The organism is Streptomyces sp. NBC_00569, assembly GCF_036345255.1.
Taxonomy (GTDB): Bacteria; Actinomycetota; Actinomycetes; order Streptomycetales; family Streptomycetaceae; genus Streptomyces.
Window position 1 is genome coordinate 3,771,677 of the sequence record NZ_CP107783.1, and the last position, 22,710, is coordinate 3,794,386.

The 22,710-nt window shown below is 72.1% G+C and carries 12 protein-coding genes; 6 read left to right on the top strand and 6 right to left on the bottom strand.

What is annotated here, in order from left to right:
- Positions 1-6: 6 nt before the first annotated feature.
- On the bottom strand, positions 7-780 hold the full coding sequence (locus OHO83_RS16790) for an ABC transporter permease (protein WP_266674333.1): 774 nt from the start codon (positions 778-780) through the stop codon (positions 7-9).
- On the bottom strand, positions 777-1,715 hold the full coding sequence (locus OHO83_RS16795; RefSeq protein WP_266674331.1) for an ABC transporter ATP-binding protein: 939 nt from the start codon (positions 1,713-1,715) through the stop codon (positions 777-779). The genes OHO83_RS16790 and OHO83_RS16795 overlap by 4 nt, the downstream gene beginning before the upstream one ends.
- 174 nt (positions 1,716-1,889) lie before the next feature.
- Here OHO83_RS16795 and OHO83_RS16800 point away from each other — a divergent pair, with 174 nt between their 5' ends.
- The 4 genes from OHO83_RS16800 to OHO83_RS16815 all read left to right on the top strand — a co-directional run bounded on the left by OHO83_RS16800 (position 1,890) and on the right by OHO83_RS16815 (position 9,899).
- A complete protein-coding gene (locus OHO83_RS16800) occupies positions 1,890-3,737 on the top strand; it encodes an ABC transporter ATP-binding protein (RefSeq protein WP_266674329.1) in 1,848 nt (615 codons plus the stop codon).
- Positions 3,734-5,608 carry an ABC transporter ATP-binding protein gene (locus OHO83_RS16805; protein ID WP_266674327.1) on the top strand — a complete coding sequence of 625 codons (1,875 nt, stop codon included), beginning with the start codon at positions 3,734-3,736 and terminating at the stop codon, positions 5,606-5,608. The genes OHO83_RS16800 and OHO83_RS16805 overlap by 4 nt, the downstream gene beginning before the upstream one ends.
- Before the next feature lie 355 nt (positions 5,609-5,963).
- Positions 5,964-8,024 (top strand): M4 family metallopeptidase, encoded by a 2,061-nt coding sequence (locus tag OHO83_RS16810; RefSeq protein ID WP_266674325.1) that lies wholly within the window; start codon positions 5,964-5,966, stop codon positions 8,022-8,024.
- Positions 8,025-8,315: 291 nt separating this feature from the next.
- Positions 8,316-9,899 carry a M4 family metallopeptidase gene (locus tag OHO83_RS16815; protein WP_266674323.1) on the top strand — a complete coding sequence of 528 codons (1,584 nt, stop codon included), beginning with the start codon at positions 8,316-8,318 and terminating at the stop codon, positions 9,897-9,899.
- Between the two features lie 57 nt (positions 9,900-9,956).
- On the opposite strand, the gene OHO83_RS16820 is transcribed toward OHO83_RS16815, so the two are convergent.
- From OHO83_RS16820 to OHO83_RS16835, 4 genes are all read right to left on the bottom strand, one after another.
- Complete coding sequence (locus OHO83_RS16820; protein WP_266559899.1) at positions 9,957-10,478, bottom strand: GNAT family N-acetyltransferase; 522 nt, start codon at positions 10,476-10,478, stop codon at positions 9,957-9,959.
- A gap of 72 nt (positions 10,479-10,550) precedes the next feature.
- The gene (gene glgP / locus OHO83_RS16825) at positions 10,551-13,163 is read right to left on the bottom strand and encodes an alpha-glucan family phosphorylase (protein WP_266674320.1); all 2,613 of its coding nucleotides are present in this window, start codon (positions 13,161-13,163) and stop codon (positions 10,551-10,553) included.
- A gap of 197 nt (positions 13,164-13,360) precedes the next feature.
- Complete coding sequence (locus OHO83_RS16830) at positions 13,361-15,673, bottom strand: protein kinase domain-containing protein (protein ID WP_266674318.1); 2,313 nt, start codon at positions 15,671-15,673, stop codon at positions 13,361-13,363.
- 26 nt (positions 15,674-15,699) lie between these two features.
- The gene (locus OHO83_RS16835; RefSeq protein ID WP_266674316.1) at positions 15,700-18,246 is read right to left on the bottom strand and encodes a serine/threonine-protein kinase; all 2,547 of its coding nucleotides are present in this window, start codon (positions 18,244-18,246) and stop codon (positions 15,700-15,702) included.
- Between the two features lie 561 nt (positions 18,247-18,807).
- Here OHO83_RS16835 and OHO83_RS16840 point away from each other — a divergent pair.
- Complete coding sequence (locus OHO83_RS16840) at positions 18,808-20,937, top strand: alpha-1,4-glucan--maltose-1-phosphate maltosyltransferase (protein ID WP_266674314.1); 2,130 nt, start codon at positions 18,808-18,810, stop codon at positions 20,935-20,937.
- The gene (treS, locus tag OHO83_RS16845) at positions 20,934-22,649 is read left to right on the top strand and encodes a maltose alpha-D-glucosyltransferase (RefSeq protein ID WP_266674312.1); all 1,716 of its coding nucleotides are present in this window, start codon (positions 20,934-20,936) and stop codon (positions 22,647-22,649) included. Before OHO83_RS16840 ends, treS begins: the two co-directional genes overlap by 4 nt.
- The last annotated feature ends 61 nt before the right edge of the window (positions 22,650-22,710 follow it).

The window sequence follows — 22,710 nt, forward strand, 5'->3', positions numbered from 1 at the left end:
ACACGCTCACTCCCAGCGGAACCAGCGGGCGGACGCGGCGGTCAGGACCACGGCCCACGCGGCGAGCACGGCCAGGTGGGACCAGGACGGCCAGTCACCCGCCGCGGCCTGGTTCATGGCCTGGGCCGCGGCTCCGAACGGCGTGAGCTCGACGATGTTCGCCAGTGCCGTGGGCATCGACTGCACGGGCAGCCACACCCCGGCGCAGAACATGCTCGGGAAGAACACGGTGGAGCCGATGGCGCTCGCGATCTTCGCCGTGCGGGCGCGGGCGGAGACCAGCGCGCCGAGCGACAGGGCGACGACGACGGACAGCAGCAGGGCGAGCAGATACCCGAAGGCCTGCTGCGGCAGCTTCACGTCGAACGCGAGCCGCCCGATGGCGAGCGAGAGCAGCGACGAGGCGAGCGCGGCGACACCGTGGATGGTCATCTGCGCGCCGAGCAGCGCGGGCGGCTGCACCGGCGTGGTCGACATGCGGCGCAGGATGCCACGCTCCCGGTAGCCGGCGATGACCGGCGCCATCGCCTGCAGGCCCGCGACGATCATCGGGAGCAGCACGGTGATGGGGACGTACGCGTCGATGAGGCGCAGTCCGGCCGGACCCGAGTCGGCCTCCCGGAACGCGGGGATGGAGCCGAGGATCACGAGCAGCGCCGGCGGGAAGACCATGACTCCGAAGAGGCTGCCGGGTTCGCGCAGGAAGAGGCTGACCTCGCTCCTGAGGACGGCGGAGTGGGCTCCGCGGCCACGGACAAGGGTGGCGGTGGTGGTGCTCATGACTGGGTGGCTCCCGTCAGGTCCAGGAACGCGTCGTCCAACGTGGCGTCGGACACGCGGAGTTGGTGGGCCGTGATGTGGTGGCGGGCGAGCAGCGTGATGACGGCGTTGACCGTCTCGTCGGTGCCGCCCAGGGTGACGCGGCCGTCCCGGTGCTCCACGGACGCGAGCGCGGGCAGGCCCCGCAGCGCCTCCTCGCCGAGGGGCGCGGACGGCGTGAACGACATGACGGTGGACCCCGCGGCCCGGCTGATGAGGCCGGCCGGGGTGTCGAGCGCGGCGATCCTGCCCTTGTCGATCACGGCGATCCGGTCGCAGAGGCGCTGTGCCTCCTCCATGAAGTGCGTGACGAGCAGGACGGTGACGCCGCTGTCGCGGACGTCCTCGATGAGCTGCCAGGTGTCGCGACGGGCGCGCGGGTCGAGCCCGGTGGTCAGCTCGTCGAGGACGACGACCCGCGGGTTCCCGATCAGGGCGAGCGCGATGAACAGGCGCTGCTTCTGGCCGCCGCTGAGCTTCGCGAACCGGGTGCCGAGCTTGTCCGTGAGGCGCAGGCGCTCGGCCAGGGGCCGCCAGTCGGCCGGGTTCGGGTAGAACGCCGCGTACAGTTCGAGCGCCTCGCGGACGGTGAGTTTCGCCTGGAGTTCACTCTCCTGGAGCTGGGCGCCGAGGATCTCGGTGACGCGGTCGTGGTCGGCGACGGGGTCCAGGCCCGCGACGCGGACGCGGCCGGCGTCGGGGACGCGCAGCCCCTCGACGCATTCGACCGCGGTCGTCTTGCCGGCGCCGTTCGGGCCGAGGATGCCGAAGATCTCGCCCTCCCCGACGGTGAACGAGAGGTCGTCGACGACGGCCCGCCCTGCGTAGACCTTGCGGAGCCCGGCGACCTCGATCAGGGGCCTGTCGCCCCGTACTGCGCTGTGTGTCGTCGTCATGCTCCGAGAATCCCGGCGCGGCCCCCTCGGCGGCATCGCCCATCGCGCTCGAAAGGGCATCAGCCGATCGGTTGATACGGCGCTACGACCCCCTGCGGGGCGGGTCGTGGCGCGGGGCGGGTTCGCCGGAAACCCGGTGGGCGTTGTCAGTGCCGATCCGTAGTCTCACTCCTGATGCCCACAACACATGCACCGGCCACGGACCCCGACCGACTCGTCCCGGCGGCGGAACAGTCCGCCGTGCGCACGCTGCTGCGCCTGTGGCCGTACGTACGGCCGGTGCGGGCCCGCTGGGCGGGGGCGGCGGCGGTCGCCGTGGTCGCCTCCTGTCTGTCACTCGTCTTCCCCATCGTCCTGAAGTGGATCGTGGACGGGCCGGTCACGGACCACGACCCGGGCGGGGTGTGGCTGGGCGCCGGCATGCTGCTGGCCCTCGGGGTCACCGAGGCACTGCTCTTCGGGCTGAGACGGTGGCTGGTGGCGCGGCCGCTGGCGAGCGTCGAGGCGGCCATGCGGGGGGATCTGTTCCGCCATCTCCAGCGGCTGCCCGTCGCGTTCCACGACCGGTGGGCCTCGGGCCAGTTGCTGTCACGCGGCACGACCGACCTCATGGTCGTACGCATGTTCCTGGCCTTTCCGCTGACGTTCCTGATCGTCAACGGCGTGACGATCGTCGCCGGGTTCGTGCTGCTCATCGCGCAGGACTGGGGGCTCGGCCTCGTCCTGCTGGCGCCCGCGCTGCCGCTGATGGTGCTCTGCTACCGCTTCGAGTCGAAGTACGCGTCGGCCGCGCGCCGCGCCCAGGACCAGGTCGGGGATCTGACCACGGTGGTCGAGGAGTCCGTTCTCGGGATCCGGATCATCAAGGGGTTCGGGCGGCACCGCAGCCAGGCGCGGGCCTTCCGGGACCTGTCGCGCACGCTGCGCGGGACGGAGCTCACCAAGGCGCGGCTGCTAGCGGGGATCCTCGGCGTCATCACGCTGCTGCCGGAGATGGCGCTCGGGGCCGCGCTGGTGCTCGGGTCCGTGCAGGTCGCGGACGGGAAGCTGTCCGCGGGAACGCTGGTGGCCTTCCTGTCCACGGCCCTCGCGCTGCGCTGGCCGATCGACTCGATCGGGTTCCTGCTCGCCATGAGCCAGGAGGCGGCGACGGCGACCCGGCGGTTCTTCGAGGTCATGGACGAGCCGGAGGAGAGCGAGGGCGTCGCGGCGGCGGGCGCCTCCGTGACGCAGGACGGTGCGGGCGGGCTGCGGTTCGAGGCGGTCCGCTTCCGGTACCCGGACGCCCCCGACGCGTCCGAGCCCGTCCTGGAGCGGATCGATCTGCATGTGCGGTCCGGGGAGACGATGGCGCTCGTCGGGGCGACCGGCAGCGGCAAGACGACCCTGACCGCGCTCGTGCCCCGGCTGCACGAGCTCACCGGCGGGCGGATCACGCTCGACGGGCGGGACATCGGATCCATGGAGCGCGAGGAGTTGCGCACCCTCGTCTCCGTGGCCTTCGAGGAGCCGACGCTGTTCTCGGCCTCCGTCGCGGAGAACGTGCTGATGGGTGCGGTCGAAGCGGACACAGCGCAGCTCGACCGGGCGCTCGGTGTCGCACAGGCCGGGTTCGTGAAGGCGCTGCCGGACGCGGCCGGTACGCAGGTCGGCGAGCAGGGGCTCAGCCTCTCCGGCGGGCAGCGGCAGCGGCTCGCGCTCGCCCGCGCGGTCGTGGGGAGCCCGCGCTTCCTCGTGCTCGACGACCCGCTGTCCGCGCTCGACGTGCACACGGAGGCCCTGGTGGAGGCGGCCCTGCGGGAGGTGCTCGCCGCGAGCACGGCACTCGTCGTCGCGCACCGGCCGTCGACGGTGCTGCTCGCCGACCGCGTCGCCCTCCTGTCGGGCGGGCGGATCACCGCCGTGGGCACGCACCAGGAACTGCTGCGCGCGAACGCGGAGTACCGGCATCTCATGTCCGGTGCGGACCTGGAGAGGGAAGACGACGGGCCGCACGGGCCGGAGGGGAAGGGCACGCGATGACCACGACCACGAAGCCGGACCGTACGCCGCAGGATCCGGCCGCCGAGGACGGCGGGGAACTGCGGCTCTCCTCCCCCGGCGACCCCTTCGACCAGGACGACCTGCCCACCCCCAAGGGCGCGACCGGCGCGTTGCTGCGCTCCCTGCTCGCGCCGAGCCGGCGCACGGTGTGGCTGGCCGTGCTGTGCCTGCTGCTCCAGCAGGCCGCCGTGCAGGCGGGGCCGCTGCTCGTCGCGTACGCCATCGACAGCGCGGTGCCCGCCTTCCGCACCGACGACCACGGCCCGCTGATCGCGGTGGCGGTCGGCTATCTCCTGGCGGCGTCCTGCTCCAGCCTCTTCCAGTTCGCGTTCGTGCAGGTGTCGGCGCGGGTGAACCAGAACGTGCTGCTCGATCTGCGCGGCCGGATCTTCCGGCACGCGCAGGCCCTCAGCGTCGACTTCCACGACCGCTACACGTCCGGGCGGCTCATCTCCCGCGCGACGACGGACGTCGAGTCCCTGCGCGAGCTGCTCGCCGAGGGGCTCCAGGAGCTCATCAACATCATCCTGGCCTCCGTGTACATCACGGCGATGCTGCTCTGGCTCGACGTCGGCATCGGAGCCGTGGCCGCCCTGTCGTTCCTGCCGCTCGCCGTTCTCATCCAGCTGTACCGGCGGCGCGCGGCCAGGGTGTACGCGGAGCGGTCGTCGGCGATCGCGCGCGTCATCGTGAAGTTCGCCGAGACGATGAACGGGATCAGGCCGGTGCGCGCCTTCCGCCGCGAGCGCGCCAACGACGCGGACTTCGCCGGGCTGAACCACCGTCACGAGCGGGTCAACGGTGACGCGCTGCTCGAGATGGCGCGCTACGTCGTCGGCTCCCGCCTCCTCGCGAACACCGCGGTGGCCGGAATGGTCCTGTGGGGCGCCTACCGTGTCGCCGACGGCACGCTCGAGCTGGGCGTCCTGGCGGCCGCCGTGCTGTTCATCCGCCGTCTGTACGACCCCATCGACCGGCTCGCGATGTTCCTCAACTCCTACGAGTCCGCGGCCGCTTCGCTGCGGAAGATCGCGGGGCTGCTGCACCAGACGCCGACCGTGCCGGAGCCGTCGTCGCCGCGCGGTCTTCCCGAGCTCGCCGGCGACCGTCCCGGCCGCGAGGTCGTCTTCGACCAGGTCTCGTTCGGCTACCGCACCGGCGGCGAGGTGCTCCCCCGCTTCGACCTCACGCTGCCCGCGGGACAGACGGTCGCCGTGGTCGGCTCCACGGGCGCCGGGAAGTCGACGCTGGCCAAGCTCCTGGCCCGCTTCTACGACCCCTCGGCGGGCCGGGTCCTGCTCGACGGCGTGGACCTGCGCGACCTGGGCACGGCCGAGCTGCGGCGGGGCGTGGTGATGGTGACGCAGGAGGCGTTCCTGTTCTCCGGCACGGTCGCCGAGAACATCGCGATCGGCCGGCCCGAGGCGAGCCGCGAGGAGATCGAGCGCGCGGCGAAGGCGATCGGCGCGCACGACTTCATCACGGCGCTCCCGGACGGCTACGACACGGATGTGCGCAAACGCGGGGGTCGAATTTCGGCCGGGCAGCGACAGCTGGTCGCGTTCGCACGCGCGCTGCTCGCCGACCCCGCGGTCCTGATCCTCGACGAGGCGACGAGCTCCCTGGACATCCCCGGCGAGCGGGCGGTGCAGCGCGCGATGCACACGGTGCTGCGCGGCCGTACCGCGGTCGTCATCGCGCACCGGCTGTCGACGGTGGAGATCGCCGATCGCGTTCTGGTCATGGAACACGGGCGGATCGCCGAGGACGGCACACCGGACCAACTGATCTGCGGTACAGGAGCGTTCGCCGATCTGCATCGTGCCTGGCGGGAGAGCGTGGTCGGCTGAGGCGCGGCCCGGACCCGGCCCCTCCGCGCCCGGGCGACAGCTCCGTATATCGAACGTGAACCTCCGGGCAACGGACCGTTTCCGGCCAACATAATGACGCGCTCCTGACAGACAACGCTCTCTGCTGCCACTCTTCCCTCGGCCTCGCACAGCTGTCCCACAGCCGAACTGGCGGGTCCCGTTCGTGAACTGCAGCACGACCTGTTGTGCCCAGATGTGCCCAGTTGTGCCCGGCTTCGCAGTTCCACCCCGTACCGCCCCGCACTGCCTTGTTCTGCCTTGTTCTGCCCGGACGGTCATTCGCCGTCCGGTCTTCCCCGGCCGCGCGATCCGCGGCCCGCAGAAGGAGTCAGCCTTGAGATCGTCCGACACCTCCCACAGATCCGCCTCCCGCAAGCGAGCGACCGCCTACGGCGCGCTCGCGGCAGCCACCGCCCTGCTCGCCGGGGCCGTCCAGGCGGGAGCCACGGCCTCGGCGGACGTCCAGCCGGCCGCGGCGGCCGCCCAGGCCGTCGCGAAGGGTGCCGACCCCGGCGCCCTCCCCGTGAAGCTCTCCCCCGCCAAGCGCGCGGAGCTGCTGCGCGAGGCCAACTCCACCAAGGCGGACACCGCCAAGGACCTCGGCCTCGGCGCCAAGGAGAAGCTCGTCGTACGGGACGTCCTCCAGGACCGCGACGGCACGACGCACACCCGCTACGAGCGCACCTACGACGGGCTGCCCGTCCTCGGCGGCGACCTGGTCGTCGACACCGCCAAGACCGGGAAGACCGAGGGCGTGACGCGCGCCGCGAAGTCGGCGCTCAAGGGCGTCGCCACCACCGCGGCGGTCAAGCCGGCCACCGCGGAGCGGCAGGCGGTCAAGGCCGCGGCGGCCGACGGGTCGAAGAAGACCGGGGCGGACCGCGCGCCGCGCAAGGTCGTGTGGATGGCGCAGGGCAAGCCGACCCTCGCGTACGAGACCGTGGTCGGCGGTCTCCAGGAAGACGGCACGCCGAACCAGCTGCATGTCGTCACCGACGCGGCGACCGGCAAGAAGCTGTACGAGTGGCAGGGCATCGAGAACGGCACGGGCAACACGCAGTACAGCGGCACCGTGACCCTCGGCACGGCCCTGTCCGGATCGTCGTACACGCTCAACGACACCGGGCGCGGCGGGCACAAGACGTACAACCTGAACCACGGCTCGTCCGGGACCGGGACGCTCTACTCGGGCGCGGACGACGTGTGGGGCAACGGCAGCGCCTCGAACACCGAGACCGCGGCCGCGGACGCGCACTACGGCGCGGCGGAGACCTGGGACTACTACAAGAACGTGCAGGGCCGCACCGGCATCAACGGCGACGGTGTCGCCGCGTACTCGCGGGTGCACTACGGCAACGCGTACGTCAACGCGTTCTGGGACGACAGCTGCTTCTGCATGACGTACGGAGACGGCGAGGGCAACCTCAAGCCCCTCACCTCGATCGACGTGGCGGGCCACGAGATGACCCACGGCGTCACCGCCGCGACGGCCGGTCTCAACTACAGCGGTGAGTCCGGCGGTCTGAACGAGGCCACCTCCGACATCTTCGGCACCGCGGTCGAGTTCTACGCCAACAACGCCAGTGACGTCGGTGACTACCTCATCGGCGAGAAGATCGACATCAATGGCGACGGCACCCCGCTGCGCTACATGGACAAGCCGAGCAAGGACGGCGGGTCCAAGGACTCCTGGTACTCCGGCCTCGGCAACCTCGACGTGCACTACTCGTCGGGCCCCGCCAACCACTTCTTCTACCTGCTCAGCGAGGGCAGCGGCGCCAAGGTCATCAACGGCGTCAGCTACAACTCGCCGACGGCGGACGGCCTTCCGGTCACCGGCATCGGCCGCGCCAAGGCCGAGCTGATCTGGTACAAGGCGCTCACCACGAAGTTCACCTCGACCACGAACTACGCGGCCGCGCGCACCGGCACGCTCGCGGTCGCCGGTGAGCTCTACGGCACCACGAGCACCGAGTACAAGGCCGTGCAGGACGCCTGGGCCGGCATAGCCGTCGGCTCGCGCTCCGGCGGCGGTGGCGGTGGCGGTACGTCGTTCGAGAACACGACGGACGTCGCGATACCGGACGCCGGCGCCGCGGTCACCTCGTCGATCGCCGTGACCGGCCGTACGGGCAACGCGCCGAGCAACCTCTCGGTCGCCGTGGACATCGTGCACACCTGGCGCGGTGACCTGGTCATCGACCTGGTGGCCCCGGACGGGTCCACGTACCGCCTGAAGAACTCCAGCGGCAGCGACTCGGCGGACAACGTCAACGCGACCTACACGGTCAACGCGTCCTCCGAGGTGGCCAACGGCACCTGGAAGCTGAAGGTCCAGGACGTGGCCGCGCAGGACACCGGCTACATCAACAGCTGGAAGCTCACCTTCCCGTAAACCGCACGCAGAGGTGATCCAAGGCCGATCGAGAGCTGTTCGGCCCGCACGGTCTGGGCGCGTCGCCCCGGGTGAGTGAACTCCCCGGGACGGCGCGCCCGTTCATGTTCCGTTCGCAATACGTACAAGAGACATCGCTCAACGGACGATTTCCGGCCAACCTGTGATCGCCCTCCTGACATGTACAAGCCTCAACTGGCACGCTTCCCCCACGCACCACACGCAACACACAGCTAAGCGCCACCAGTTCAGCACCACACAGCTCTCTTACCCCACACACAAGGAGCTTGCGTGACCCCCCACATATCGCGCTTCACCAAGAAGCGTTCGACTCTGGCCATCGCCACCGCCGTTGCCGCCGGAGCCCTGCTGACCGCCGGAATGACCACCGGCGCGTCCGCCCAGCCCGTGGCCGACGCGACGCCGGGCGGCGCGCCGATGAAGCTCTCGGGCGCAGCCCGCGCCGGCCTCCTCCAGGACGCCGACGCGAAGAAGGCCGAGACGGCGAGGGAGCTGAAGCTCGGCTCCAAGGAGAAGCTCGTCGTCCGTGACGTGGTCAAGGACCACGACGGCGCGACGCACACCCGCTACGAGCGCACCTACGACGGACTCCCGGTCCTCGGCGGCGACCTGGTCGTCCACGAGTCCAAGGCCGGCAAGTCCGAGGGCGTCACCCGCGCGACCTCGAAGAGAATCGCCGTGACGACGGCCTCCGCCTCCCTCAAGGCCGCCCCCGAGGGCGCCCGCAAGGTGGTCTGGGCGGCGTCGGGCACCCCGCGCCTCGCCTACGAGAAGGTCGTCACCGGCACGCAGAAGGACGGCACGCCGCGCAAGCTGCACGTCGTCACGGACGCCGCGACCGGCAAGAAGATCTTCGAGTGGGACGCGATCCACACCGGCGCCGGCGAGAGTCAGTACAGCGGCAGCGTGACGGTCGGCTCCACCAAGTCCGGCTCCTCGTACGCCCTCACGGACGCGGAGCGCGGCGGCCACAGCACGTACGACCTCAAGCACGGATCGTCCGGCAAGGGCACGCTGTTCACCGACGCGGACGACAAGTGGGGCGACGGCACCACCAACGACGCGGCCACGGCCGCGGTCGACGCCGCCTACGGCGCCCAGGTGACGTGGGACTACTACAAGGACGTCCAAGGCCGCAGCGGTATCAACGGCGACGGCAAGGGCGCGTACTCGCGGGTCCACTACGGCAACGCGTACGTCAACGCGTTCTGGGACGACAGCTGCTTCTGCATGACGTACGGCGACGGCGAGGGCGACAAGAAGCCTCTGACGTCGATCGACGTGGCGGGCCACGAGATGACCCACGGCGTCACCGCCGCGACCGCGGGCCTCATCTACAGCGGTGAGTCCGGCGGTCTGAACGAGGCCACCTCCGACATCTTCGGCACCGCGGTCGAGTTCCACGCGAACAACGCCAAGGACGTCGGTGACTACCTCATCGGCGAGAAGATCGACATCAACGGCGACGGCAGCCCGCTGCGCTACATGGACAAGCCGAGCAAGGACGGCGCGTCCCTGGACAACTGGAAGAGCGGCGCGGGCAACGTCGACGTGCACTACTCGTCGGGCATCGCGAACCACTTCTTCTACCTGCTGTCGGAGGGCAGCGGGAAGAAGGAGATCAACGGGGTCTCGTACGACTCCCCGACCGCGGACGGCCAGCCGGCCGCGGGTATCGGCCGCGACAAGGCCGAGAAGATCTGGTTCAAGGCTCTGACGTCGTACTTCACGACGAACACGGACTACGCCAACGCGCGCAAGGGCACGCTGAGCGCGGCGTCCGACCTGTACGGCGCCGACTCGGCGGAGTACAAGGCGGTCGACCGCGCGTGGGCCGCGGTCAACGTCAAGTGACGTAGGACGCAGGCACGTCGGGGGCGGCACCGGTTTCGGTGCCGCCCCCTTCGCGCGTCAGCTCTCGTACTCCGTGAGGTCGATCTCGTGCACCTGGAGCGGGTGGCCGTGCTTCGGGTGCGCGAACTCGTGCCCCTCCGTCATGCCCAGCTTGCGGGCGATGTTCTCCGAACCCGTGTCGCCCGGCCGGATCAGGGCGACGACCCGGTCGACGCCGCGGTCCTGGAGGGCGAACTCCAAGGTGGCCTGGGCGGCCTCCGAGGCGTAGCCCTGGCCCCAGAACTGGCGGCCGAGCCACCAGTTGATCTCGATGCCGGGCTGGAGCTCGGACACCGAGAGGCCGACGACGCCGGCCAGCTCACCGGAGGCGAGGAGTTCGACGGCGAACGGGCCGAAGCCCTCCTCGTCCCACTCCTCCTCCCAGCGCTCGATGTCCTCGGCCGTCCGCTCCAGGTCGCGCGGCCCGCCGTCACCGACCCGGCGCATGACCTCCGGGTCCGCCTGGATCTCGGAGAGGGGCACGAGGTCGTCGTCGGACCAGCGGCGGAGCAGGAGGCGGGGCGTCTGGATCTCGGTCATGGGTCCATCTTCGCCGAGACCCGCGACGCCGCCGACCATCCGGCCGCCCCTCAACGCGTCCTCCGCGCGTCCTCAGCGCATGAGCACTCCCGCGGCCTCCGCGGCCGCCTCCGAGGGGACGGTCACCAGGCCCGTCTCCGCCGGTGAGGCGAGCAGCCGGTGGGCGGGCAGGATACGGACGGTGTAGCCGTAGGGGCCCGTGCGGTCCAGGGAGAGTGGGCCCTCATACGTCCAGCGGCCGTCCAGATCCGGGCCGCCGGCCGGTTTCAGGGCCACCGTCGTCGCGTCGGTGATGCGGTCGTCGGAGCCGACGCGGCCGGCCACCGCCTGGACCTCGACGTCCTCGGGGCCGAGCTCGTCGAGCGCCACCCGCACGCGCAGCACCAGCGTCGCACCGAGCTCGGCCGTGGCCGTCGACGCCTCCACGTGGTCGACGGCCACCCGTGGCCAGGACGCGCGGACCCTGGACTTCCACCCGGCGAGATCGCGCGCCGCGTCGGGGGTGAGGGCGCGGCCGGAGCGGGCCGCGGGGGCGTACAGCTTCTCGACGTACTCGCGGACCATGCGCCCGGCGAGAACCTTCGGGCCCAGGTGGGTGAGGGTGCGGCGGACCATCTCGATCCAGCGGTCGGGCAGCCCTTCGGGGCCGCGCTCGTAGAAGCGGGGCGCGACCCTGCGCTCGACCAGCTCGTAGAGGGCCGCGGCCTCCAGATCGTCGCGCCGCTGCTCGTCGGTCGCGGCGCCGTCCGCGGTGGGGATCGCCCAGCCGAAGTCGGGCGTGAACCACTCGTCCCACCAGCCGTCGAGGACGGAGAGGTTGAGGCAGCCGTTCAGGGCGGCCTTCATGCCGGACGTCCCGCAGGCCTCCAGGGGACGCAGCGGATTGTTGAGCCAGATGTCGCAGCCGGGGTAGAGCTTCTGCGCCATGGCCATGCCGTAGTCCGGCAGGAACACGATGCGGTGGCGCACCCGCGGGTCGTCGGTGAAGCGCACCAGTTCCTGCACGAGGCGCTTGCCGCCGTCGTCGGCCGGGTGTGCCTTGCCCGCGACGACGATCTGGACGGGCCGGTCCGGGTCGAGGAGGAGGCGCTTGAGGCGGTCCGGGTCGCGCAGCATCAGGGTGAGCCGCTTGTAGGAGGGGACGCGGCGGGCGAAGCCGATGGTGAGGACGTCGGGGTCGAGTACCCCGTCGATCCAGCCGAGTTCCGCCGCGCCCGCGCCGCGCTGGCGCCAGGACGCGGCGAGGCGCTCGCGGACCTCGTCCACGAGGCGGGCGCGCAGCTCGCGGCGCAGCTCCCAGATGTCCCGGTCGGCGATCTCGGCGACGGAGTCCCAGCGGTCGGAGCCGCCGACGGCCAGGGCTTCCAGGGTGCGCTGCTCGCCGAGGTGGCGGGTGCCGAGCCGCAGGACCTCGGGGGCCACCCAGGTCGGGGCGTGCACGCCGTTGGTGACGGAGGTGATGGGAACCTCCTCCGGGTCGAAGCCCGGCCACAGGCCCGAGAACATCTCGCGGCTGACCCTGCCGTGCAGGGTGGAGACGCCGTTGGCGCGCTGGGCGAGGCGCAGGCCCATCACGGCCATGTTGAAGACGTTCGGGTCGCCGCCCGCGTACGTCTCCCTGCCGAGGCCGAGGATGCGTGCGGCGTCGATGCCGGGGAGTTCGGCGCCGGGCCCGAAGTGGCGGGCGACGAGTTCCCGGTCGAAGCGGTCGATACCGGCCGGGACGGGGGTGTGCGTGGTGAAGACGGTCCCGGCGCGTACGGCTTCGATGGCGGCGTCGAAGTCCACGCCGCGTCCGGCGAGCTCGTGGATCCGCTCGACCCCGAGAAAACCGGCGTGTCCCTCGTTCGTGTGGAACACCTCGGGCTCGGGGTGGCCGGTGAGGCGGCAGTACGCGCGCACGGCCCGCACCCCGCCGATGCCGAGCAGCATTTCCTGGAGGAGCCGGTGCTCGCTGCCGCCGCCGTAGAGCCGGTCGGTGACGTTGCGTTCGCCAGGGCCGTTCTCCTCGACGTCCGAGTCGAGGAGAAGCAGGGGCACGCGGCCGACCTGCGCCTGCCAGACGCGGGCGAGCAGCCGGCCGCCGCCGGGCAGGACGAGCGCGACACGGCAGTCGGTGCCGTCCGGTTCGCGCAACGGGGTCAGCGGCAGTTCGTGCGGGTCGAGGACGGGATAGTGCTCCTGCTGCCAGCCGTCCCTGGACAGGGACTGCCGGAAGTAGCCGTGCCGGTAGAGGAGTCCTACGCCGATCAGCGGCACCCCGAGGTCGCTGGCCGCCTTGAGGTGGTCTCCGGCGAGGATGCCGAGGCCGCCGGAGTACTGCGGCAGGGCTGCGGTGATGCCGAACTCCGGGGAGAAGTATCCGACGGCGGCGGGCAGGCCACCGCTTTGCTGCTGGTACCAGCGGTCGCCCTCCACATAGGACCTGAGGTCGTCCGCGGCCTCGCCGAGCAGGCGGAGGAACCCCTCGTCGGCTGCGAGTTCGGCGAGCCGCGCGTGCGGCACGGCGCCGAGGAGCCGCACCGGGTCCCCGTCGGACGCGGCCCAGCGCCCGGGGTCCACGGCCTGGAAGACGTCGCGCGTCCCGGTGTGCCAGGACCAGCGCAGGTTGAGGGCCAGCTCGTGGAGGGGGGCGAGGGGCTCGGGCAGGACGGGACGAACGGTGAATCGACGGATGGCCTTCACGTTCTCACCTCTGTAGGGGGACGCGGCGGGCATACGCGCACACGTGCGAGGAGGACGCGCTCCGTCGCGCGGCCTCCGGCTGTCATCTCCGACGGTACGGCCACCGGGCTCCGGCTACCACGGCGCACGGGGTCGCCAAGGCCCCCGTGTCACGCGGTTGCCGGCGGTACGCGCGGGTCGGCGGCGACCGGATCGGGTCACGGGGCGTAGCCGGAGACGACCTTGCCCTCGTCGGTGTCGGCGAACAACACGCCCCCCAGATAAAGGGGTTGGCCCAGGTGCACGGCCGTCGCCCCGGTCCCCGACCCGGTGCGCGGGGTGTCCTTCCTGCGAAGCGTGTTGACGTCACCCGAGGTGTTCCGCCCTTCGAGGGCGTACGCGCCGAAGGACAGCACCCGTTGGCCCGCCAGGGCGAGGCCGGCGGTCTCCTGGGGCGCGCCGTAATGCCACAGGCGCCGGCCCGTGCGCCAGTCGTACGCCGTGAGGAAGTGGTCGACGGGGTCCGACGCGTCCTCGTTGCCGGCCGGCACGACGAGCACGCCGTCCGCGCCGACGACGGGGCCGGGCAGGGTGGGCCGCACGTCGGCCGCGACGGTGCGCCGGAGGGCGAGGGTGCGGCCGTCGAGTTCCCGCACGCCCGGGTGTTCGAGGTCCCAGCACAGGACGGACGACGCGTGGCGCATGAGCGCGAAGCAGGTCGCGGTGGGCGCGGAGGCGGTACGGGAGCCGTCCTTCGTGGAGAGGGCGAGCACTCCGCCGCCCTCGGCGGCCAGGTAGACCCGGCCGTCGCCGGTCAGGAGCGGGCCCTGCGGCTTGGGCAGCGGGGCGGTCCGCCACAGCTCGTGGCCGTCGGAGGCGCGCCGGGCCCGCACGACCGTGCTGCGGGACATGCGGGTTCCGGGGGTCATGGTGAACTCGGCGGTGTAGAGGACGCCCTTCGCGTACGTCAGGGCGAGCAGGCCGGTGTACCGGGGCAGGCGGTGGCGCCAGCGGACGGTGCCGGTCGCGGCGTCGACACCGGTGACTCCGAGCTCGCTGGGCACGAACACGCGGGTGCCGTCGCTCTCGGGCGGCAGCTCCTGGATGCCCTGGAGGTCGTCGGGTCCGGCCGTGAACCCGCGGGACGTCCAGCCGGCCCGGCCGCTCGCGGCGTCGAAGGCGGCCGCCGCGCCCTTGCCGTCGCGGCAGATCAGCCGGGGCAGGACCAGCACGCAGCCGCGGCCCCGGTCGTCCAGGGCGGCGGGGCGGTCCACGGACCAGGGCTTCCATCCGTCGGGGCGGACGGACGCGCGGGTGCCGGCCGAGCCGAACTCTCCCGAGCGGTCGGCTGATCCGTGGGCGGTGACGACGCGGGGGCCGCCGGAGGTCCTGGAGCCTTCGTGTCCGGGTGACGTGCCACCGCCCGCGCCGCCCCCGCCCGGCAGGACGACCGCCGCCGCGGCCACCGCGGCTCCGGTGACCGCCGCCGCGACCAGCCACGGCCAGCGCCGGGGTGTCCCGCGACCGGGCGGGGCGGGGGGCACCTCAGGCATCACGGGTGTGGGGGGCGGCGTGGGCCCGGCCCCCGTCGCCGTGTCGGCCGCCGCGAACGACCGTGCGGCCACGTCCTGTTCGCAGCGGGCGACGGCCTCCCGGTGCTCGGCGAAGAGCGAGAGCACCTCGGTGGGCCAGGGCACCCGGGCGTCGGCGGGACCCGGGTCGAGCCGCCGCGCGAGCTCCGCCGCGCCGGGCCGCTCCCCCGGCGCCACCCGCAGACACGCGGCGACCGTGTCGCGCAGCGCCTCCGGGACCGCCGACAGGTCCGCGTCCCCCCGGGTGATGCGGAAGACGACCGACGCGAGTTCGGGGTCGTCGAAGGGGCCCCGGCCCGTGGCGGCGTGACAGAGCACGGCGCCGAGCGCGAAGACGTCCGAGGCGGGCACGACGGCGTGGCTGCCCTCGATCTGTTCGGGCGCCATGAACCCGGGGGTGCCGACGACCATCCCCGCGGCCGTGAGCGCCGTGGCCTCGAAGGCCTGCGCGATGCCGAAGTCGATGAGCTTGGGGCCCTCGGGCGTGAGCAGGACGTTGCCCGGTTTGAGGTCCCGGTGCAGGACGTGCGCCGCGTGCACGGCGGCGAGGGCGCGGGCGAGCCGGGCGCCGAGGGCCCGCACCACGGGGACGGGCAGCGGACCGCAGCGGGCGACCGTCTCGGCGAGCGCGGGCCCGGGCACGTACTCCGTGGCCAGCCAGGGCACTCGGGCGTCGGCGTCCCCGTCGAGGAGCGCGGCCGTGCCGGGACCGGAGACGGCACGCGCGGCGGCGATCTCACGCCGGAACCTGATCCGGAACTCGCGGTCGACGTCGAGGTCCGCCCTGACCGTCTTGACGGCGACGAGCGGTGCCCCCGCCCGGTGCTCACGTGCCAGGTACACCTCACCCATGCCGCCCGCGCCGATGAGGGCGAACAGGCGGTAGGGGCCGATGTGCCGCGGGGGCCCGGGCAGCGGGTCGAGCAACGGATCCTCCAAGGACCGGGGCGGTGCGGAACGCGTGACTACGCCGGGATCTCCAGGGACACGACGGTCCCCTGGTCGTAGACGAGCGTCACGACCCCGCCGAGCAGCAAGAGCGTCGGGGGCCGCGGCGAGTCGGCGATGACCGTACCGGGGTCGGTGTGCGCCTTGATCTGCGGGTTTCCGGGTGCCCCGAGGACGACGGCGGCGCGGACCCTGCCCTTCGCCCCGAGCGGCACGGACCGCAGCGTGGTGTTGTCGGCGGTCAGGGCGCGGTCGCCGGTGATCAGCGGTCCCGACGAGACCGGCCGCTTGATCACGTCGGTGACGGTCGAGAGGGGTTCCCTGCGGGTGACGCGGCCGTGGCGCGCGTCGGCGACCAGGAGCTTCCCGTTCGTCGTGTCGTAGGCGACCGCGGCGCCGGACCCGACCGCGCTCACGACGACGTCGAGCCCCGGGAAGCCGTCCGCCTGCACCGCCGGCGCCTTGAATCCGAAGGTGCCCTCGACCGCGAGCGTCCGGGCGTCGAGGCGGGTGACCCGGGTCTGCGGCGTGGTGTTGGGGTCGTCGAAGGATCCGTCGCCGGACAGGACCTGGGTGCACAGGACCTGCCCGTCCTGCGCCATGAGGGTGCGGCACTGCCCGTTGTCGTACGGGGTGCCGACCGGGGTGCCGGTCCGCTCGTCGAGTGCGACGACGCCCTCTTTCGCGTCGGCGTAGACGAGGCCGTCGTGGGCCAGGTCGGCTGTGTAGGCGCCCAGTTCGGCACCGGCGAGCTCGCCGGTGCTGAGCCGGTGGGTCCAGCCGGGAGTGCCGTCCTTCAGGCCGAACGCCCTCAGCTTCGCGCCCGCCGGTCCGCCCACGCCGTCCGCCGAGCCCTCCTGGGACATGACGAGGCGGCCTTCGCCGGTGAGCAGGGCCGCGGTGAAGTGCGTACCGCCGTCGGGCGCGGCCGACCAGCGCACGCCGCCCGAGCGGGAGTCACGCACCTGGAGGCGGCCCTTGTGGGCGATGACCGTGGTGCCGCCGCGGACCGTCGGGGCCAGCGAGTCGCCGGGCATGAACAGCTTGCCCGAGGGGCTGATGTAGGCCTCGTCGCCGACGTCACCGTCCGCGGGCGAGCGCCCGTCCGACGTCCACAGCCGCCGGCCGCTGCTCGCGTCGAGCGCCACGTACGTCCCGTCGGTGAGCAGGCAGACGACGGCCCGGGTGTCGGCGGCGCAGCTCATGGGCGCGTGCCCGAGCCTGCCCCGCCACGGTTTCCAGCCCTTGGGCCGCTGCTCCCGGAACTGCGGTACGTAGCCGCTCCGGTCGTCCGTCCCGGCCCCGTTCACCCCGGCCCGCGCGACGAGCGCGGCGGGCGAGAGCGTGGTGGAGGGCGCGGGTCCGGCTCCCTGACCGCCCGGACCGCCGGCCTCGTCGCCGGTGGCGGGGCCGCGCAGCGCGAGCAGCGCGCCGACGGCTCCGCCCGCGACGGCCACCGCGAGGACCGTGGCGAGGACGGTACGGCGGCTCAGGGCCCGGCGCGCGGGTGTGGCTGCCGGGGTGGCGGGCGGGGCCGCGCCCATGGTGGGCAGGTCGTGCGGCGTGAGGGCGGGCGGGGTCGAGCGCTGCGTCGGGGTGCGGGTGGGGGTGCGGCCGTGCGGCGCGCTGTCCTGCGGGAGCGGCATCAGGGGCTGTCCGGCGGCGCACAGGTGTGCCACGTCCCGCCGCGTCTCGGCGATCGACTCCACCACGGGGTCCGGCCAGCCGGCGTCGGGCCCGCCGGAACCGGCCAGGGCGGCCAATCGCTCGGCGAGTGCCTCCGGCCCGGGCCGCGCCCCGGGGTCCCGGACGAGACATTCGGCCAGGACGTCCCTCAACTCCTGCGGCACGCCTTCGAGTTCGGCCTCCGCGCGTGAGACCCGGTAGAGGACCGCCGCCACCGGGCCGTCACCGAACGGGTCGCGCCCGGCCGCCGCGTGGGCCAGGACCGAGGCCAGGCAGAACACGTCGGAGGCGGCGACCACATGCCGCCCGCCCGCGACATGCTCGGGCGACATGAAGCCGGGCGTCCCGACCAGCAGCCCGGTCGAGGTCATCGTGGTGGCGCCGGGGGTGCGCGCCACGCCGAAGTCGATCAGCTTGGGCCCGTCGGCGCCGAGCAGGACGTTCGCCGGCTTCAGGTCCCGGTGCAGGGCGCCCGCGGCGTGCACCGCGGACAGCGCCCGGGCCATCCCGGCGCCGAGCGCGAGGACGGCGGGCGCGGGCAGCGGCCCGTGCCGGCGCACCGCCTCGGCGAGGGTCGGGCCGGGGACGTACTCCGTGGCGAGCCAGGGCTGCTCCGCGTCGGCGTCACCGGCGACGAGCCGCGCCACGAAGGGGCTCGCCACCGACTCGGCGACGGCGATCTCACGCCGGAACCGGGCGCGGAACGCCGGGTCCCCGGCGACCTCGCGGCGGATCGCCTTCACGGCGACCAGGGACTCCGGGACGCGCGGCCCGTCGGTGGCGAGGAACACTTCGCCCATGCCGCCCGCCCCGAGCCTGGCCAGCGTCTCGTACGGACCTATGCGCGCGGGCGACCCCTCCCGCAGCCGGCCGATCATCTGCCCCGTCCCCCCGTGCCGTTGTCCGGATCCCCGCACCCCAACTGTGCGCGTGCGCACCTTCCGTGACGCTCCGGCAGATTACTGGGTGCGCCGCGGCCCACGAGGGCCGAGGCCCGCGTACCGGCCGGAGGAAGTCCGATTCTCGCCGCGGCCTCCACCGCGATCACCACCGGTCCCCCACGGGCGATATGGCCGATTCCACCCCCTCATGCGGTCTTGTAGGGCCTGACGCCGCACGAGAGGCTGCCAAGGCGGTGTGCGCGACTACCGGCCGTCAGGGCCGGCGGCGACGCTCCCGGCCGTCGCGCTGCCCGTGACGCCGCCCGGCTCGCCGGACAAGCTGCTCCAGGTCAACAACCCGTAACCGAAGGGTGAGTTCATGGTCCGGTCCCGTCGCTCGCGGCGGGGCCGGACTTGTCTGTGCGCTTACGCGCGAGTAGTTAACAAAGCACCGGATTGCCCGCCCTGCGACCGTGGAAGGCTCCCCCGGTACACACTGCGCGACCCCCTTCTTCACCCCCGTTTCCGCAAACCGAACCCCCGCGGTCAGGAGCGGTCATGCCCGCACAGAGTCCCTCGCCGAAGCCGCACACGGACCCGGCGAAGCAGTCGGCCAGAAGCGCGAAATCGCAGAAACCACCGGGCCGGCGACGCCCACCGGCCGCCACCGCCCCCACCCCCCTCGGGCGGATTCCCGTCCTGGACGTCCAGCCCCTCGTGGACCACGGCCGCAGGCCCGCCAAGGCGGTGGCGGGCGAGTCCTTCCAGGTCAGCGCGACGGTCTTCCGCGAGGGCCACGACGCGGTCGCCGCGAACGTGGTGCTCCGCTCGCCGCGCGGCCGCACGGGCCCCTGGACCCCGATGCGCGAGCTGGCCCCCGGCACCGACCGCTGGGGCGCGCAGGTCACACCCACATCGGAGGGCCGCTGGACCTACATCGTCGAGGCGTGGGGCGACCCCGTCACCACTTGGCGCCGCCACGCGCAGATCAAGGTGCCGGCGGGCATCGACACCGAACTCGTCCTGGAGGAAGGCGCGTTGCTGCACGAACGCGCCGCCGAGGGCGTGCCGCAGCGCAAAGGGCAGCGCGAGACCGTGCTGCGCGCCGCCACCGCGCTCCGGGACACCGCGCGCCCCGCGGCGGCCCGCCTGGCCGCCGCTCTCACCCCGGAGGTCGACGAGGTCCTCGCCCGCCACCCGTTGCGCGAGCTGGTCACCGGCTCCGACCCGCTGCCGCTCCTCGTGGAGCGCGAGCGCGCGCTGTACGGAGCGTGGTACGAGTTCTTCCCGCGCTCGGAGGGCGCGATCGTGCGCGAGGGGGAACCGCCGGTCTCCGGCACGTTCCACACCGCGGCGAAGCGCCTCCCGGCCATCGCCGCGATGGGCTTCGACGTCCTCTATCTGCCGCCGGTCCACCCCATCGGCACCACGTACCGCAAGGGTCCCGACAACTCGCTCTCCCCAGGGCCGCACGACGTGGGTGTCCCTTGGGCGATCGGTTCCCCGGAGGGCGGTCACGACGCGGTCCACCCCGACCTCGGCACGATCGACGACTTCGACGCGTTCGTGAGCCGGGCCGCGGACCTGGGCCTGGAGATCGCCCTCGACTTCGCGCTCCAGTGTTCGCCCGACCATCCGTGGGTGGAGAAGCACCCCGAGTGGTTCCATCACCGTCCGGACGGCACGATCGCGTACGCGGAGAACCCGCCGAAGAAGTACCAGGACATCTACCCGATCGCCTTCGACAAGGACATGCCCGGCCTCGTCGCCGAGACGACCCGCGTCCTGCGTTTCTGGATGGACCACGGCGTGCGCATCTTCCGCGTCGACAACCCGCACACCAAGCCCGTCGTCTTCTGGGAACGGGTCATCAGGGGGATCAACCGCACCGACCCCGACGTGATCTTCCTCGCCGAGGCGTTCACGCGCCCCGCGATGATGCGCGCCCTCGCGCAGGCCGGCTTCCAGCAGTCGTACACCTACTTCACCTGGCGCAACTCGAAGCAGGAACTCACCGAGTACACGACGGAGCTGGCGAAGGACACGGCCGCGTACATGCGCCCCAACTTCTTCGTGAACACCCCGGACATCCTGCACGCCTACCTTCAGAACGGCGGACGCCCCGCGTTCGAGGTGCGCGCGGTTCTGGCCGCCACGCTCTCGCCGACCTGGGGCGTCTACAGCGGCTACGAACTGTGCGAAAACGCCCCGCTACGTCCCGGAAGCGAGGAGTATCTCCATTCGGAGAAGTACGAACTGCGGCCGCGCGACTGGGAGTCGGCCGAGCACGAGGGGCGTTCGATCGCACCCCTCATCACCCGGCTCAACGACATCAGGCGCCGCAGCCCCGCCCTGCGCCGGCTGCGTGACGTGCACTTCCACCACACCGACCAGGACACGGTGATCGCGTACTCCAAGTCGGTCACAGGCGCACATGGTTCGAACACGGTTCTGGTGGTCGCGAACCTCGATCCCCACCACACCCAGGAGGCGACGGTGTCGTTGGACATGCCGCAACTGGGACTCGGCTGGCACGAGTCCGCGCCGGTGCGCGACGAGCTCACCGGTGAGACCTACCACTGGGGCAGGGCCAACTATGTGCGCCTCGAGCCGGGCCGCGCGCCCGCGCACATCCTCACCGTCCTGCGACCGTCCTCACCGTTGACCGGAGGGTCACCCACACCATGACCGTCAATGAACCCGTCCCGGACACCTTCGAGGACACCCCCGCCAAGGACCGGGACCCCGACTGGTTCAAACGTGCCGTCTTCTACGAGGTCCTCGTCCGCTCCTTCCAGGACAGCAACGGCGACGGCGTGGGCGACCTCAAGGGCATCACCGCGAAACTGGACTATCTCCAGTGGCTCGGCGTGGACTGCCTCTGGCTGCCGCCGTTCTTCAAGTCCCCGCTGCGGGACGGCGGTTACGACGTCTCCGACTACACGGCGGTGCTGCCGGAGTTCGGTGATCTGGCCGACTTCGTGGAGTTCGTCGACGCAGCGCACCAGCGCGGGATGCGCGTGATCATCGACTTCGTCATGAACCACACCAGCGACCAGCACCCGTGGTTCCAGGAGTCCCGCAACGACCCCGACGGGCCGTACGGCGACTACTACGTCTGGGCCGACGACGACAAGCAGTACGAGGACGCGCGGATCATCTTCGTCGACACCGAGGCGTCGAACTGGACGTTCGACCCGGTGCGCAAGCAGTACTACTGGCACCGCTTCTTCTCCCACCAGCCCGACCTCAACTACGAGAACCCGCGCGTCCAGGAGGAGATCCTCGCCGCACTGCGCTTCTGGCTGGACCTCGGCATCGACGGCTTCCGGCTCGACGCGGTGCCCTACCTCTACGCGGAGGAGGGGACCAACTGCGAGAACCTGCCGGCCACGCACGAGCTCCTCAAGCGGGTCCGCAAGGAGATCGACGCGCACTATCCGGACACGGTGCTGCTCGCCGAGGCCAACCAGTGGCCCGAAGACGTGGTCGACTACTTCGGCGACTACGCCTCCGGCGGCGACGAATGCCACATGGCGTTCCACTTCCCGGTCATGCCCCGCATCTTCATGGCCGTGCGCAGGGAGTCGCGCTACCCGGTCTCGGAAATCCTGGCCAAGACCCCCGCCATCCCGTCGAGTTGCCAGTGGGGCATCTTCCTGCGCAACCACGACGAGCTCACGCTCGAAATGGTCACCGACGAAGAGCGCGACTACATGTACGCGGAGTACGCCAAGGACCCGCGGATGCGCGCCAACATCGGCATCCGCCGCCGCCTCGCACCCCTCCTCGACAACGACCGCAATCAGATCGAGCTGTTCACCGCACTCCTGCTCTCCCTGCCCGGCTCGCCGATCCTCTACTACGGCGACGAGATCGGCATGGGCGACAACATCTGGCTCGGCGACCGCGACGCCGTGCGCACACCGATGCAGTGGACACCCGATCGCAACGCCGGCTTCTCCTCCTGCGACCCGGGCCGGCTCTCGCTCCCCACGATCATGGACCCCGTCTACGGCTACCAGGTCACGAACGTCGAAGCGTCCATGTCGTCCCCGTCCTCGCTGCTGCACTGGACACGCCGGATGATCGAGATCCGCAAACAGAACGAAGCATTCGGCCTCGGCTCCTACACCGAACTGCCCTCGTCCAACCCGGCCGTGCTCGCCTTCCTGCGCGAAGCCCCCCCGACCGAGGACAAGGGGGACGACCTCGTCCTGTGCGTGCACAACTTCTCGCGCTTCGCCCAGCCCACCGAACTCGACCTCCAGGCCTTCAGCGGCCGCCACCCGGTCGAGCTGATCGGCGGGGTGCGCTTTCCGGCCATCGGTGAACTGCCCTATCTCCTCACCCTCGCAGGTCACGGCTTCTACTGGTTCCGGCTGCGCAAGGAAGCCTGACCGCCGCCCGGGGAGGGCCGGTTTCCACCGCCCCTCCCTGGGCACCCATCACCACACACCC